This is a genomic window from Planktotalea arctica (assembly GCF_002105285.1).
Taxonomy (GTDB): Bacteria; Pseudomonadota; Alphaproteobacteria; order Rhodobacterales; family Rhodobacteraceae; genus Planktotalea; species Planktotalea arctica.
In genome coordinates this window covers 14,450-29,884 of the sequence record NZ_MUHR01000035.1, presented here as the reverse complement: position 1 = coordinate 29,884, position 15,435 = coordinate 14,450, and the positions used below count along the sequence as shown (strand labels likewise).

The following is a 15,435-nucleotide window of genomic DNA, read 5'->3' as shown; positions in this document are numbered from 1 at the left end:
GTCGCAACTGTCGTGATCGCAGCTTGCAACGTCGTTTGTGCCGACGCGATCTGTGACGCAACAGACGTCGAACCAACAAGTGCTTCAACAACATCAAGGTTCGTCTGAAGTGTCCCGATCGATGCGAGGTTCGTCGCAATGTCCGAAACCGCAGCATCAACATCCGTCTGCAGATCATCCACCATCTGCGTCAGCGTCGGAATACCTGGGAATACAACAGGATCGATGGCTACTGCGAGATCAAGCAGTGAAAGAGACGGCTGATCGTTAGAGGTTAGAGCAACATCAAGAACGACTAGCGACGGATCTGCGATCTCCGTTCCAGGGAAATCTGCCGTGTCTGTCGTAGAATAGATCGCTCCATCTTCGGTATCGGCTGAATAATAGGTGGAAGTCCCACTATCACCATCAACGCGTACGACAAGTTGTGCACCAATGATTTTAAATGTTTCTGTCGGCACCCCGTTCGGAGACAACAAATCATAAAGTGCACTAAGCTCGGCTTCGGAGTCGACAACCACAACGATTGTGCCGCTTTCATCAATGCTGGACACAGACCCTTCTGCCGCGAGGTCTGACGCCAATATAGTAAGCGTGGAGGCGATTGTTATGTTCTGACCACCTACAAGGATACTGTCGCTGGCAGTTGCATCAAGGGCACCATCGTCTACAGAAACGGTTGAGAAAACTGACGAGATAACGCTGTCAGCAGACAATATAATTGTATCATTATCCAGCGGGTTTGAACTGCCCTCTGCAGACTCTGGAAGATCAAAAATTAGCTGAGCGGACGAGCCTGTTACACCGGAGGTGTCGATCTTGAAGCTGACCAGTTCCTGAGAATTTACGTCTGAATCGGTCACCTGCAGGCGTACAACGGAGACGTCACCAAGCTCACCTGTCAGTGTGATCTCATCAAGAAACGAAGTTTGCAAGACGAATTCGCCAGGCACACCTGACCCTGTCAGGTCAAGCGTCACAGCTGAATCAGTGGTTTCAGCAAATGTTAGGGTGAGCGCCTGCAAATCAGCAGCAGTAATCGTAGTTGACGCGGTTGCACTACCCTGCGTGAAGGTGGCAGTGCCGTTTTCGAAGGCTATGGCGAGCGCACCGCTAGACGTCCCGGAGAATGTCACAGTGCCAGAATCTGCGTCTAGGGTCGCCGTGAGTGTCAAAGAAGCCACGGTATCTATTGAGATCGTTTTCTGCGCTGATGTGCTGACGTTACCCGCCGCATCGGTCTGGGTCACAGCAATAGTCTCTGCGCCCTGCCCCATTGCCGCAATGTCGTCTGTCGTCAGCTGGTAAGACCATGATGTTCCATCCACGGTTGCCGCTTTGGTAACTGATCCAAACACCACTGAGACGCTTGATCCCGCTTCAGTGGTTCCGCTTATAATCGATGTTTCTTCACCGATATTGATAACGTCGTTCTCGGCAACCGTGTTTATGCCCGGAGCTGCCGCAGTGGTATCAAGCGTCAGCACAAAAGATTCAGAAGCAGTGCCGACGTTGCCAACCGCATCGGTCAGTACTGCAGTGAACGTTTTTACCCCATCGCTACCGAGCGTCGTTTGAGTCGCGAAAAAGTCAACGTACCCGTCACTTAGCTGGGAAGCACCAACACTAGCCGATCCAAAGATCTCCGTCCCAAGCTTAAGCGTCATAGTGCCGCCTTTAGCCGCACCATCAGGCAAATTCACTCGAATGAAAACGCCGTCAGCGTCTGCCGCATTCATGACGCCGTCAGAAATAGTGTTAATTCCAACCACCGTAGGTGCCAAAGGCGCAATAGTATCGAGGATGTAGCGCATTTCGTTCGAAACAACGGAAGTTTCGCCACGCACAATTGCAGCACTAATCAGATTTGAACCCTCGACAATATCGCCAAGAGCAAGTGTTACTGCCGTATTAGAGGCACCTCCGGCAAGGGCGTCGCGGTGTACTTCAGTTCCACCGACATAAATGACAAGTTCGTCACCGTCCTGCACCAAAGAACCCGATCCATCGAACGGCAATACGACGTTAATCACTGGAATATCAACCGCACTCCGGCCATCAATGGCTCCGGTATCGGAACCCGTATCAAGGCTCAACGTAGGACCAACATTAAGCGCCACATTCTGACTGTTCGTGACCGGAATATTCGCACCAGTTGCTGCAGAAATCGCCGTCGCAAAATCGGAGTCAAGCTCACTATCAATAGCTGTTTGCAGATCCGTATCAGTGACAGAAGCGCTCACCCCGACCGAGATCTGAGGGACCGATCCAGCGGTCACAAGACTGCCAACAATGCTTTCCAGCGCAGCTACATCTTCGGCAGAGGTGACCTTTACATCCAAACGGCCCTCACCCTGCGTCTCCACCTTGCCGCTCAACTGCTGCAACTGCGACACAGAAAGCGTCAATCCCGAGTTCACGATCACACTTCCAACGTTCAAGAAGTCAGCGGCGTTTGTCAGAATATCTACGGTACCGTCATCGATGACCAGATCACCACCACCAAGATCGATGGAGCTGCCCGCTTTGAGAACGAGCGTATCAAGGTCGTCCAGAAGGTCGAACGTCAAGGTTCCACCTTCCAGATCAACATTTATCAATGCATTGATGCTGTCGGCTACTGCTCCCGCACCGTCAGGATCAGCAATAATAACTTGAACATCGCCAGCGCCCGTAATGGTGCCACTTTGGCTGACCGTGTCTATTTGGCTTACTGTCAACTCAAGCAAAGCATCGGCTTCGACGTCAAACGTAGTTCCGACAAGGTTAACGCCCTCCTGGAAAGACGCTTTGCCTGTACCAGTCACTGTCACAGCTGCACCGCCAAAATCAGAAGTGCTAAGGAACGTGACCCCATCGCCATTAACGGTGAGTGACATCGCAGAGGATGTGGCTGAGGAAAGATCGATTAGCGTTGAGCCGCTTGCCAAAGTGGCCGTTAAAGACCCTGTGGTTGCCGCCGCGATGGTCTGGATGTCTGCGGCTGACGCGTCTTCATCAATTACAAAATTTATGTTTGCAGCTATCGATGTCCCGCTGTTCAGGATCGCAATAATTTCTGCGGCACTGCCCGTCAGGGTTGTAATCGTAGACGCATCAATCACGCCAGTCGTATTACCGTCCAGCGTGTTCAATGCCTCCGCATCAAGCACTACATCGCTCAGCGTGACAGCTTCGCCGCCAAGGCCGGTGAGCCCGGCAGAAGCAAACGCAGTGTTAAGATCCACGGTCAAACCCGTCAGGGTTGTAATAGTAGACGCATCAATCACGCCAGTCGTATTGCCGTCCAACGTGTTCAATGTCGTCGCAGCAAGCACTACATCACTCAGAGTGACAGCTTCGCCGCCAAGGCCGGTGAACCCGGCAGACGTCAACGCAGTGTTAACGTCCGCTGCCAGGCCCGTCAGAGTTGTAATTGTAGATGCATCAATCGCACCAGTCGTATTACCGTCCAGCGTGTTCAATGTCTCCGCATCAAGCACTACGTCGCTCAGCGTGACAGCTTCGCCGCCAAGGCCGGTAAGCCCAGCAGACGTCAGCACAGTGTTAACGTCCGCAGCCAGGCCCGTCAGGGTTGTGATTTCCGCTGCGTCGATAACGCCAGTCGCCGCTGCATCCAGCGCAATCAACTCAGCAGCAGACACCACACCCTCAAGGCTCAGATCTGTATCGCTAACGCCGCAAGCAGCAAGTGGCAACAACAGCAGCGGCAACAAGGCATTTTTATTCTTGGTGGCAGCTTTCTTTGCCCACTGCGCCAAAAATTTCGCTCGGGCGGCGGCTGTGTCAGGGAGCTCAACAACCTCAATAGCACCGCCAGAGGAGGCGGCGTAGGCCTCAAGCTCGGCATCATCAACAGCAACCCGAATGAATGCCGCGTCCTGCCCCTGATAGCTCGCACTTTGAACGCCAATTGGCAGCACGTCTGCTGCATGATTTTCGATGATGTAGGCTTTGGACGCCGATGTGTTCACAAGCGCGTCGATCGCTACGATGCTAAGACCTGCATTGGATGCGCTGTTGTTGAAATCTTTCATGCTCGTCTACCTTATTTTTTTGTTCTGGAAACCGCTGGCAGTGCCGCAGTTATTTGTTTCGGGGCCGCGCTCCACCAAAAATGGCGCGGTGATATCTTTGAGATCGTTGCACGCAGGCTCACTTAAAGCCCTGCGCTTGTTGAGAATTCTTGAGGTGCGGGTGTCGTGCGACCCCGCGGCGTTTGCGTTTAGCCTTGGATGCCCCCGCACGCGGCCCTTCAAGGCACTGGCATTCGTCGCTGACGCAGCGACCGCTGGAGAAACGCAAGGCACGAAGCACGTCTCTTCTGGAGATGATTTTGACAATGTCGGCAGCACGCCTGGCGATTGCGGCTGGCTTGCCCTGATCACCGTCCGACCTGTCAGCTTTCTTGAGAACTTGAGCTGAACGGGAAACACAACGTTCCCGAGCGACAAAACACGACAGAACGCTTCCGCAGCACTCACGCGGCGGTCAAACGCTCTAGGGCCAGATAATTCGACTCTCTTACCGTGAAACATGGTAATGATGGTCGGATTGATCTGGCTTTTTTCTTGTCTTATTTCAACTTTTCGTCGCATTGCTCTCCAATTATCTGGCGCTACCCCAAGCCGCCAAGCTGCTCTTTGTGTTTGAAATAACAAACAAAATTGAAGTGTGCATTCTATCTAAAGCTGCGAGTTTCCGCTTAAGATAGTGTGGCTTTTTGGCCTGTCTTAATCGGCCTGTGCCCGCTCGCTTTAGCATCGGCACTCAAATACGTATGCCAGCCAGCTGTATTGCATGCGATGGACTGACATGGCCAGGATCAACGGGGCCTAGCACTTGGGCGCTTACCACGCAGCGCGCGTACTTGAGGAATTTATACTACTCCACACACGACTAGAGTTCCCGAAATAAAACCAAGGACTATTACTCTGAGACCCACAAACTCTCGTGATGAGCAGGCGCGCCTTTGAAATCGCGCGTCTTCGGTTAAATTCGACCAACTTGAATAGCTTTTTTGTTCTTGAGGTGCCGCGATATAAGAGCAGCTTGTTGCTTATGCGTTGGAATAAGCGCCCCTGATTTTAACGCAAACTTGTCGTTTTTCAGGTCAGGAAATATTAACACAATTTCATCATAAGCTTCTGGTGCCAGAGCTTTAAGGGCCATTGGGCCAGGGTAAAAACTTTCAGAAAGTGCCCCATTGGCCGTAACAATCTCGTGATTATCAAACACCAGATGATAGTACACGACGACATCTATTTTATAATCGACATCTATTCCCGGAAGCTTCGTCAATCGTATCCCAGAGACCAAGGCGTCCACCTGACCGAACATGCGTTTGCATATTGGGGACTGGACAAGCATCCGGTGCTGTCGAGAGACAATTAGGTCTTGTGTCGGCAGCTCATTCCCTAAAGAGCCTTCACCAATCCTCACTGGCCGAAGTTTTTCATTATTCTGAAGCTCGTCCTGGCTGATTTTTCTTTTCAGAACCGCGCGAAGGGGCTGAAGACCATTTTTGTACGTTTTCACGAGAACGCCAGGTTTCAAGTCTTCTACGCGAACTGGTCCCTCGGCGGTTTCGATTAAGCTGCCCTGATTGAAGCAGACGACACTTGAATTAACGTCATTAAAACTGGAAATATTCAGAGCATACTCAGTTCTGTTCACACTTGTGAATGTAATTTCGGAAATATTTTTGCCGTCGAGCAGAGCGGCATTATCAGAATAAAGAAGAGTAAGAAATGTGTCCCCGTTCGGCATTTGAATGGCAAAATCGTTAAAGCTGACTGCGCTTCCATCAGAAAATGTGACGGATAGTGATACACGAAAGCTCGCGTCAACTTCGGATGTGTAGGACGTCCCATCCAGATCGTAGGACACTTCATCTCGCACAGAGGCTGCATTGTCGTCCGCCGTTATTTTGTCGTCACTATATATGTCGTCTATCGTCACAACCATAACTTGCAAATCGGGAGATTGAGTCGTTGTGCCTCTGAGGTCAAATGCGCCTTCATAGCCGACCGCCGACTCGTCAGTGTCGATCACTGCAAGACGACCGAAGTAGAGCATAGAATGTGTCGTTACTGCCATCGAAGATGTTCCCTTTTTGTATTGTTTGTGTCGTGATCTTGCCTACTGATTGCTCATCTCACAAAGGCCCACACCACCAAAAAATATAGTACATACTTTGGCCAAAGTTCTATCATTATGTAACTGATAACAAGAACTTGCGCATTTCAACCACGGTCTCAAAAATACTCTCATCCAGCATATTTTCTACGCTTCGATTTCGTAAAACGGCTTGATGCGCACGCCACCTCAAACGTTGGCGGAAGCTATTTGCACTCGCGTTTGGCGCTTTAGCACTAGGTGTGGGCCGCTCTCCTGAGGTGGTTTAACACCACCCTTAGGGAATTGGGCGGGCTCACATAGTTATCGCAGATTATCAACCTAGGCATGCAAACAAAGTGTATCTTCCACCAAACGGCCAGGACAAGTCCACCGGACACTCTACCAAGTCCAGGAAATGCTCGTGCTGACAGCCAACTCGCTATGGGTGCCCTTGGAGACGCTGCCTTTTAAGACCACACCGGAGGCGGACATATGTCCAATACCGATGCCAATCGCGCCATATCCACCATATGCTCCGTAGCCGATACCAAAACCGGACTGGCCAGGCTGAAGATTAAGTTCAGGGGACGCCGCCAAAACAGTCGCTAAACCGCTGTAAAGTTGCCGCACGTTGACCGCATCAAAAGGCTCAGTTCCGTTGGCGACCCCGTGCACCTGCACAGGTCGACCGGTCGCAGGATTGGAGAAAGTTGCACCACTATCATCCAGCGTCATACTGGCTGAGTTGCTGTTGCCACCCGTAAGCGTAGTTTTGGTTTCCTGCACAACAAGGCCATGGACCTTGTCATTGCTGTTCGTAACAACCACCGCGGCAGAAGCACCAGACGTTGTATCTGCCGCTGTTACTTCAGTTATCACGCCGTTATCGTTGGCGACTAAGCGCCGTGAACCGTTGTCGGCAATAACACTTTCGCCGGAAACCCCTCTGGAAGAGGAGACTTTGTTGCGAATTGAGCCATTTTCCAGATCCATCGCGGAATTTCCAGCCGCAACGTTCACCACCGTTCCGTTGACAGAATTGCCCACTGATACAGTGTTCGCTGCAGTTCCTGTACCAACAAAGACGTTGGTCGCCGTCGTAGCATTTCCTAAAGAAATATTGGTGCTGAGTATTGAACTGGTGTTGCCGGCAGCCCCGATGCTGGTGTTGGACGAGCCGCTTAGCGTGTTAATGCTGGTCTGGCCATCAAGGAGTTGAATGCCAGAGCTCCCAGCATTTAATGCAATGCTCGTTGCGCTTTGACTAGAGCCGATCGCGACATCTGTCTGATAGCTTCCGGTCCCAATGTTAATGGTGCTGCTAAGCAATGATGCAGTGTTATTGGCAGCGCCTAGAACTGTATTGCCTGTACCTGTGCCAATGGTAGTTGCGGCACTGCCCGTTGTGTTGATCGTTGTTGCCCCAACAATCGACGTGGCACCTGTAATCGAGGTTTGATTAAGCGTCGTGGCGCCGTCCACATCCAGCGTAGACCTAAGGGTCGCACCACTGGTAACCTCAAGACTGTTGTTCAGGATCGTGTCACCCGTGACGTCAAGGCCACCGCTGGTAATCGTAGCCCTATCGTTAAGCGTCGTGGCGCCGTCCACATCCAGCGTAGACCTAAGGGTCGCACCACTGGTAACTTCAAGACTGTTGTTCAGGATCGTGTCACCCGTGACGTCAAGGCCACCGCTGGTAATCGTAGCCCTATCGTTAAGCGTCGTGGCACCGGTAACACCAAGGGTAGATTGCACAGACGTAGGGCCACTTATGTTTACCGCGGAACCATTTATCGAGGTGACACCGCTCGCGTTACCTAAGCTGGTCGCTCCGCTACCAGATGTGTTAAGGGATGTCGCGGTTACGTTGCTTGTAACTGATGTGGGTATTGCTCCCGTGACTGTAGTGGTTCCTGTCCAGTTAGTAAGCACAACCGTGGTGTTAGTTACACCATTGATAGAAACGACCGTCGAGCCACTTGACGTCGTCGAGGTGGTCGCGTCACTTCCCATCACCGCAGACGCCATAGCTGTCCCGCAAGATGTTAATAATAAGAAAGTTTTAAGCTGCATGTTTTGCCTTTGGTACTATTCTAGTGTTTCGGTTTTGACGGCGGTACACTCTTCACCGGCGTCTATTAAGACGACCCGAAGATTAGGTGCCCCAGACAATACTCTGATGCTATTAGATAATTCAGGCTCTTCGCTAAGCGACGCAAAGCTGGAGGAGCGTAAATCGTCACATGATTGCGGATAAGTGAGAGTTAGGTTGTAGGTTGCCTTGCACCCGCCTTGCACCGGATAAAAATCAGCCGTCCCGAGCCCGGGAATTCCATCAGCCTGCACCATCATCGCAATAGAAAAGCTATTGATGTCAGGCGGAGACGCTGGTCGGCGCAAGGAAGCCCTTGTGTCCGGTGTAACTCCTAGGAAGGAAGTGACCTGCTGGACCCGCGCCGCACATGTCAACACACCCAGCTGGACTGCTGTTTGCGTAAGCTGATTCACCCCAGCTAAGGGCTCAGCGACTTGCTCTGCTACAGGGGCTTGCTGCGCCGATACGGCATGTGGCAGTGACAAACCCATGGCTGCCACCAACACCAAAGCGCAGCCCATATGCTTCGAAAGATATTCTTGACACCGTAAGATATAACATCTAAGCATAGTTCAACCATAATGATTAGAAGTTTACGCGTGCAGTCTCGACACAATTGAATGTGAGCGAACCTGAGCGAGACCTCTGATAAGCTAGCGCAAGGCCGGCAATTAGACAAAGAAGTCCAAAATGCAGCCAAATTAGGCTGTAGGTTATACTATGTTTAATTTTATAGTAAGTGATATTACGGATATGCCCGAAAAAAGATGTCCTTGCCCCACAGACCTGTCCTCATTAATCCATCACGACATGGCAAACATCAAATAACAATCCAACTTGCAGTAGCCAGGATAGAGCTCGCCTACAGTCATCGCGCATGCCTTGATCCAAGCCACCTGACCGAATCGAGTTCGCTGTTAATGTCGCTGTGCAAGCTTCATTCTCCAGTCCCCACTTGACATATTCTGCAAAATTCCAATCACCACCTTTAGGCAACGGATAATCCAGGCATGCCAGGGCAAGCTGTGTCAATGCAGGCCAAGGGCTGCAATTTGACACCTCGCTTCATTACCTTTGAGTTTGCAGCACGGGGCGGTGGCATCGCGCTTGCGCGGTCTTCAATGCTTGCCCCTGAAATTGAGCGCGCTCGTCTGGTCTGTCCGTTTGACTTGCGGGCACCACTTTCCGAAGCTTTCTACCTCATCGCGCCGGAAGCCGGCCAAGATCACCCCGACGCAGGTAAATTCCGCAGCTGGTTGATCGGGGCTGCCAAGGAGGATCCCGAAAACCAAAAGAACCAAGCCGCTCAGCGCGCTTGAAAGAGCGCGCCCACGTCAAAGCGGGTGAACGCGCCCTTCCGCATTGGATTGCCAATAACATCCACGGCAAGCCGTAAGAATTCAGCAACTTCTACCTGCTACAAACTGGGTAGCCACAACGCCAACTGTGGGAACAGGATCAGCAAGAGAACCAGCAGCATTGAACACCCGATATAGGGGATCGCGGCGGCGTAAATCTCGCGCATCGTGGTATCCTTGGGGGCAACCCCCTTCATCACAAACAACAATAATCCAAAGGGTGGCGTGGTAAAACTTATCTCGAGCGCGAGAAGGATGATCAACGCAAACCAAATTGGATCAAACCCCAGCGTTACCGCCAATGGAAAGAAGATCGGCACAGTCAGCAGCATCATGGAGATTTGTTCCATAAACATGCCGAGCAGCAGCAGCACCGCGAACATTGCCAAGAGCATCGCAATGGGGGCCAGATCAAAGGACGTTGCCCAGCGGATCAAACCAGAGCTTGCACCAGAAAATGCCAACAACTGGCTGAATGTGGCAGAGCCAAAGACGATGAGATAGGCCATCAAGCTCACCCGCAGCGCACCAATGACAGAGCGCTTCATCGCCTCCCACGTGAGACAGCGAAAGACGACCGCCAGCAAAAGCACCCCAAGTGCGCCAAATGCCGCTGCTTCGGATGGTGTGATCAGCCCACCCACCATACCGAACACGATCATCACCATAACCGACAGCATTGGCAGAATGTCTCTGAATAGCAGCGACAATTTCTGACCCAATCCAAGCGTTTCCACGTCATAGGCCGGTGCAGCATCTGGATCGATCTTTGTCTGTATAAAGATCGTCGCGATGTAAAAGCTCGCCAAAATAAGGCCGGGAATAATCCCCGCTATTAGCAGTGCACCCACGTCCACACGCGCCAAAGTTGCCAGCAACACCGCCAGCGCAGAGGGTGGTATGATGATCGCCAAGCCGCCCGTGCCAAGGATCGGGCCAATCGACATCTTCTTTTTGTACCCTCGGTCCGTCATTTCCGGCACCATGAGCGAGCCAAGCAACGCTGTAGACCCCATCGAGGATCCCGACAGCGTCGAAAACGCGGTTCCACCCAACACCGTCACATAGCTTAGCCGCCCTGACAGCCGTCCCAACAACTTGTCGATCGCGTTGAACATCCGCGCCCCAAGGCCGGTGTGAAAGAAAATTTCACCCATCAGCAAGAAAAGCGGGATCGGCACCAGCGCAAAATTCGTGAGGCTGCCAAAGCCGTTATTCAGCATCAAGGTCACGCCCCGCGCACCGCCCATAAACAGCCATGCGCCAATGATATTGGCCGCCAAAAACGCCAGTGCGACCGGCATACCAATGGCCATCAGCACCAGAATAGAGCCTATGAGCAGGCCAAGCGCTTCAAACCATTCCATTATTCGTGAATTCCTGCTTCGCCGGAGTGCATAAGGTCGGAGCCAAAGACAAAGCGGCTAAATTCCATCGCCATCAGCCCAAAGCTGATCGGGAAAGCTGCTGTAAGGATCCATTTGGGAAAATAATAGGCGCGTACGTCCAGATCATTGCGCGCAATATTGGTTAGCATCAATTCGCCCCCTTTCCATGCCAACAAGGCACAGACGGCGACGCAAGCGGCGGCGACACTGCGGCTTACGACGCGGCGCGCGGGTGGCGGCAATGCGGCGGTGACAAGTTCAATATGCACATGCCCCTTTTCACGCACCAACCAAGGCGCACCCAGCATTGTCATATACAGGATCGCATACTCAGATGAGGTAAACAGCCACGCAAAGGGCTGTAGACCCAAATTGCGCATCATGACCGAGGTCACGACAGAGATCATCAACCAGATCAACATCGCCCCCGCAATGCCCGCCATTGCGTATAGCACCCATAGATAGAGCCTGCCGATCACGTTCATTGCGTACCCCTGATATAAAATGCGTGCCGAAGAAATCCCCCGGCACGCCTTGGTTTTACTTGGTGTAGAAAAGCTCAATCAGCTTGTCGAAGTTATCGGCGCCCTGCGGGCTTTCTTCCATCAACGACTTCATGCGGTCCCATGTATTGGACACAGCCGCCTCGAGGTAGGCTTCCGCTGCCGCGCCCTCAAGGGTGACAACTTCCATACCTGCGGCCTCTAGTGCTGCGAAATCCTCGTCACGTACTGCGCCAAGTTTGGCAGCTGACTCCGCCTCATGGGCGATTGCAACATCTTGCACGATGGTACGAGCCTCCTCGGAAAGGCTGTTCCACTTTTCCAAGTTTACAATGGTGCCAAGGTCGGTGGAGAAAAAGCACGGTTCAATCCGGTAGTTCAGAAACTCATTCCATTTGAGATCAATCAAACCGATCTGCGTCCAACCTGTCGCATCCACGATGCCGCGCTCCAGCGCGGAGTAGACCTCTGTCGTGGGCAAGTCGATGACCTGAGCGCCCAGATAGTCAGAGAAGAAGGCGTTATAGACCGCATTGCCACGCAGTTTGAGGCCTGAGACATCCAGATTGCCACCATCATCCAGCGTCGGCTCATCGCGCGTCCACAGGTTATAGCAGACGCCACTGTCGAACCAGCCGAGGTATTTTACACCCATTTTCTCTTGGTGAATCTGGTCGATCAACTCAATCCCGCCATTTGCACGGGCTTCAGAAGCGACCTTGTTCGAAGTCACAAGCGCGTCTTTTTCGGGCAAAGCCCCCGCATAAAAACTACCGGGTGTGTATACCATATCGACCACGCCAGAGCGCACCGCATCAGGCTGTTGGAACATGCCAATCGCCTCTGGTCCACCGCGCACTTCGATCTGTACGACACCCTCGCCCGCTGTGTTCACCTTATCGACAAACTCAAGGAAGGATTTGGTGTAGATGAGCGATTCAGGAAACGCGTGAACGGCTGTTATTGTCTCTTGTGCATATGCTGTACCGACCAGTGCTGTCGTGGCAAGGATACCGCCGAGAAGTGTATGTTTCATTTGGTCTTTCTCCCTGTTGAGCGGCGCATTTTGCGCCATTGATGGTTGTTTACGTAGTAGGCAGTGCCCACGGGTGCGCCGCAAAACGCGCAGCGCGAAACGTCTTTATTTCCTCGGAATATTGAGCGGTCAGATCGATATCATCCCACCCGTTTATCAATTTCTGGCGGCGCACTGGATCAAGGTCAAAACCGATGTCATGCCCTGCAATGCGCGCGCAGCCCGTGGTGAGATCAACATACGCCCCACCTGCGGTGTCTGCCATTGTGGCAATCAACATCGCCAACACACCATCATCAATTTGCGCCGCAAGAAGGCCATTGTTGACCGCATTGCCCGCAAAGATATCGCCAAAACTCGGGGCGAAAACAGCCTTGATGCCATAGTCCACCAGTGCATAAACCGCTGCCTCACGGCTGCTGCCACTGCCGAAATTCCGCCCAGCAACCAGTACCTTTGGCCTGTACTGGTCCAGCAGATGTCCCTCCTGCGCCCCACGCAGATCGTGGAGCAAGAAGCTGCCATAACCGGCGCCACGCGGCTGTGACATGAACCGCGCAGGGATAAGTTGATCGGTGTCTATGTTGGAGTGCGGCAAAGCAACCGCGCTGCCTGTCAATGTCTGCCAGCCGCTCATAGCCGCCCCTCCAGCAAGGGGCGCACATCGGTTAAATGGCCCGTTACCGCTGCTGCGGCAACCATGGCAGGGCTCATCAAATGAGTGCGCGCACCGCGTCCTTGCCGCCCTTTGAAATTACGGTTGGTTGAGGAGGCACAGCGTTTGCCTGGCTCGACCAGATCGCCGTTCATCCCCACGCACATCGAGCAGCCAGCGCCGGCCCATTCCAGCCCTGCCTGCATAAATACCAGTGCAAGGCCTTCGTCTTCTGCCTGCTTTTTGACCTTGGCTGACCCAGGCGAGACAAGCCCCGGCACAACGGCACGCCTGCCTTCCAGCACTTTGGCTGCCATCCGCAAATCTTCAATGCGCCCGTTTGTGCAAGACCCGATAAAGACCTGATCAACAGCAATACTGCTTAGGGCCATGCCCGCATCAAGCCCCATATACTCTAGCGTCGCCTGAATGTTTTCTGCATCGTCAGCGTGCGGTACATGACCTGAAATCGGCAAAGCATCCTCTGGCGAGGTGCCCCATGTCACAGTGGGTGCGATGGTTGATGCGTCAATCCGCACTTCGCGGTCAAAGACAGCATCAACGTCTGAATGCAGCTTGCGCCAATCAGCGATCGCGTCATTCCAATCCGCATCAGGCGGCCCAAAAGAGCGGCCTCTCAAATATGCGAATGTCACGTCATCAGGCGCAACCATGCCCATCCGCGCGCCCCCCTCAATGCTTAGATTGCACAAGGTCATGCGCCCTTCCATGCTCAGCGCACGCACCGCATCGCCTGCATATTCCACGGCAAACCCTTGGGCGCCGTCCGCACCAAGCGCTGCAATCCAATGGAGCGCCATATCTTTCGCGGTGACGCCCGCACCAAGCACGCCGTCAAAGGTGATCCGCATCTTCTTGGGCCGCTTTTGCCAAACGGTCTGTACTGCCAGGATATGCGCCACTTCTGTCGCCCCCACGCCAAAGGCCAGTGCCCCGAACGCGCCATGGGTCGACGTATGACTGTCACCACAATTTATAAGCAGACCCGGCAATGTCAGCCCCTGCTCAGGCCCGATTACGTGAACGATGCCCTGCTCGGGATCATGCAGATCAAACAATCTGATCCCGGCGTCCCGCGCATTATCGCCCAGCGTCTTGATCATCCGGCGAATATCGGGCGCAACATCGCCGGCGCGTGTTGGTGCATAATGATCTACAACACCGAAAGTGAGTTCAGGCTCTGCCACGTTCATGTTTCGCGCAGCGAGCTTGGCAAAGGCATGGTGCGATCCTTCGTGCACCAGATGCCTGTCCACCCAGAGAAGAGAAGTGCCATCCTCGCGGCACAACACTTCATGCGCGTCCCACAATTTGTCCATCAAGGTCAGAGCAGCGCTCATTTCGCCGTCTCCGCCCGCGTCGGGTTGACCACAGGCTCCCAATGGCGCGCGTCGCCAGCACCGACACGGCTCAGGCTCATTTCCAGCTTGAACATGTCAGGACGGTAGAGTGCCGCAAGATATTCAACGCCGCGCCCTTGCGCATCGCGCACGACACGGTTGAGCGTCAGCAGCGGCGCACCGATACTTAGCCCCAAATGCCCCGCCACATCAGGAGAGGCCAGCGTCGCACTCACACTTTGATCCGCGGTCTCGACTTCGACGCCAGACCTCTCAAGCAGGCGGAACAAAGGAGAGGTTGCGAGCTCTGACTCAGAATAATTCTGCGCGATATGCTCTGGTACATATGTCGTGAGATGCGAGAACGGCTGCCCCTCAATCAGGCGCAAACGCACAGCAGTCTGCACGTGCGCCGTGAGGGATATCTTCATCGCCTCCGCAACAGTTGCAGGCGGTGCCCCGTAGCTGAACGACAGCAACCGCGCCGTCGTTTCATGACCCATTTGGACCACCTGAGGCATCAAAGTAGTGAAATCTGCCGCCATTGATGGCTTCAACTTCGGGGCGCGCACCCACGTTCCAGCCCCGGCACGGCGCTCGATCAGCCCCTCGCCGTTCAATGCATCCAATGCCCGGCGCAAGGTAACCCGAGAGACATTCAGTTCGACGCACAGCTTCTGCTCCGCCGGAAGAGCAGTGCCATCAGGGTAAATACCCCGGGTGATTCCATCAAGCAGTTGCAAGTAGACGCGGCGCGCCTTTCCTCCCTCCGGGAGGCCGCTTACAGCTGGATCGACAAGCTTTGCACGCATCGTGATTTGCTCTCCTTTGCAGATTGAGCTTAACGGTGATTTTTACAAATGCAAGAAAACTGTACTACAACTACTAAAATATTTGTTCTATCCAAGTCGTCTTA

The 15,435-nt window shown here is 53.2% G+C and carries 11 protein-coding genes; 2 read left to right on the top strand and 9 right to left on the bottom strand.

The window, feature by feature from the left end:
• Nucleotides 1–4,037, bottom strand: a 4,037-nt coding sequence (locus B9P63_RS18670; protein ID WP_139816300.1) for a beta strand repeat-containing protein, incomplete at its 3' end; no start/stop codon positions are given.
• Here B9P63_RS18670 and B9P63_RS18665 point away from each other — a divergent pair.
• Entirely contained in the window at nt 4,009–4,425 is a 417-nt protein-coding gene (locus tag B9P63_RS18665) for a hypothetical protein (protein WP_139816299.1), read from the top strand. The two genes, B9P63_RS18670 and B9P63_RS18665, sit on opposite strands and share 29 nt — an antisense overlap.
• A gap of 567 nt (nt 4,426–4,992) precedes the next feature.
• On the opposite strand, the gene B9P63_RS18660 is transcribed toward B9P63_RS18665, so the two are convergent.
• Complete coding sequence (locus B9P63_RS18660) at nt 4,993–6,099, bottom strand: Hint domain-containing protein (protein ID WP_085311644.1); 1,107 nt, start codon at nt 6,097–6,099, stop codon at nt 4,993–4,995.
• A 420-nt stretch (nt 6,100–6,519) separates the two neighbouring features.
• Nucleotides 6,520–8,196 carry a beta strand repeat-containing protein gene (locus tag B9P63_RS18655; RefSeq protein WP_085311642.1) on the bottom strand — a complete coding sequence of 559 codons (1,677 nt, stop codon included), beginning with the start codon at nt 8,194–8,196 and terminating at the stop codon, nt 6,520–6,522.
• Nucleotides 8,197–9,249: 1,053 nt separating this feature from the next.
• Between B9P63_RS18655 and B9P63_RS18645 the strand changes: the two genes are divergently transcribed.
• Nucleotides 9,250–9,537 (top strand): type 2 periplasmic-binding domain-containing protein, encoded by a 288-nt coding sequence (locus B9P63_RS18645; RefSeq protein ID WP_139816298.1) that lies wholly within the window; start codon nt 9,250–9,252, stop codon nt 9,535–9,537.
• Nucleotides 9,538–9,635: 98 nt separating this feature from the next.
• On the opposite strand, the gene B9P63_RS18640 is transcribed toward B9P63_RS18645, so the two are convergent.
• From B9P63_RS18640 to B9P63_RS18615, 6 genes are read right to left on the bottom strand one after another with little or no spacing between them, the layout of a single operon-like run.
• Complete coding sequence (locus B9P63_RS18640; RefSeq protein ID WP_085311636.1) at nt 9,636–10,943, bottom strand: TRAP transporter large permease; 1,308 nt, start codon at nt 10,941–10,943, stop codon at nt 9,636–9,638.
• Entirely contained in the window at nt 10,943–11,449 is a 507-nt protein-coding gene (locus tag B9P63_RS18635; protein WP_085311634.1) for a TRAP transporter small permease, read from the bottom strand. The genes B9P63_RS18640 and B9P63_RS18635 overlap by 1 nt, the downstream gene beginning before the upstream one ends.
• Before the next feature lie 55 nt (nt 11,450–11,504).
• The gene (gene dctP / locus B9P63_RS18630) at nt 11,505–12,503 is read right to left on the bottom strand and encodes a TRAP transporter substrate-binding protein DctP (protein WP_085311650.1); all 999 of its coding nucleotides are present in this window, start codon (nt 12,501–12,503) and stop codon (nt 11,505–11,507) included.
• A gap of 49 nt (nt 12,504–12,552) precedes the next feature.
• A complete protein-coding gene (gene leuD, locus B9P63_RS18625) occupies nt 12,553–13,140 on the bottom strand; it encodes a 3-isopropylmalate dehydratase small subunit (protein WP_085311632.1) in 588 nt (195 codons plus the stop codon).
• The gene (gene leuC, locus B9P63_RS18620) at nt 13,137–14,519 is read right to left on the bottom strand and encodes a 3-isopropylmalate dehydratase large subunit (protein ID WP_085311630.1); all 1,383 of its coding nucleotides are present in this window, start codon (nt 14,517–14,519) and stop codon (nt 13,137–13,139) included. The genes leuD and leuC overlap by 4 nt, the downstream gene beginning before the upstream one ends.
• Nucleotides 14,516–15,331: a GntR family transcriptional regulator gene (locus B9P63_RS18615; RefSeq protein WP_085311628.1), complete on the bottom strand. Its 816-nt coding sequence runs from the start codon at nt 15,329–15,331 to the stop codon at nt 14,516–14,518. The genes leuC and B9P63_RS18615 overlap by 4 nt, the downstream gene beginning before the upstream one ends.
• Nucleotides 15,332–15,435 lie beyond the last annotated feature (104 nt).

What these genes read in the sequence shown, in the direction of transcription:
- leuC (WP_085311630.1), bottom strand. Translation starts at nt 14,519, where the DNA reads ATGAGCGCTGCTCTGACCTTGATGGACAAATTGTGGGACGCGCATGAA.
- leuD (WP_085311632.1), bottom strand. Translation starts at nt 13,140, where the DNA reads ATGAGCGGCTGGCAGACATTGACAGGCAGCGCGGTTGCTTTGCCGCAC.
- B9P63_RS18640 (WP_085311636.1), bottom strand. Translation starts at nt 10,943, where the DNA reads ATGGAATGGTTTGAAGCGCTTGGCCTGCTCATAGGCTCTATTCTGGTG.
- B9P63_RS18655 (WP_085311642.1), bottom strand. Translation starts at nt 8,196, where the DNA reads ATGCAGCTTAAAACTTTCTTATTATTAACATCTTGCGGGACAGCTATG.
- dctP (WP_085311650.1), bottom strand. Translation starts at nt 12,503, where the DNA reads ATGAAACATACACTTCTCGGCGGTATCCTTGCCACGACAGCACTGGTC.
- B9P63_RS18645 (WP_139816298.1), top strand. Translation starts at nt 9,250, where the DNA reads ATGCAGGCCAAGGGCTGCAATTTGACACCTCGCTTCATTACCTTTGAG.
- B9P63_RS18660 (WP_085311644.1), bottom strand. Translation starts at nt 6,099, where the DNA reads ATGGCAGTAACGACACATTCTATGCTCTACTTCGGTCGTCTTGCAGTG.
- B9P63_RS18635 (WP_085311634.1), bottom strand. Translation starts at nt 11,449, where the DNA reads ATGAACGTGATCGGCAGGCTCTATCTATGGGTGCTATACGCAATGGCG.
- B9P63_RS18615 (WP_085311628.1), bottom strand. Translation starts at nt 15,331, where the DNA reads ATGCGTGCAAAGCTTGTCGATCCAGCTGTAAGCGGCCTCCCGGAGGGA.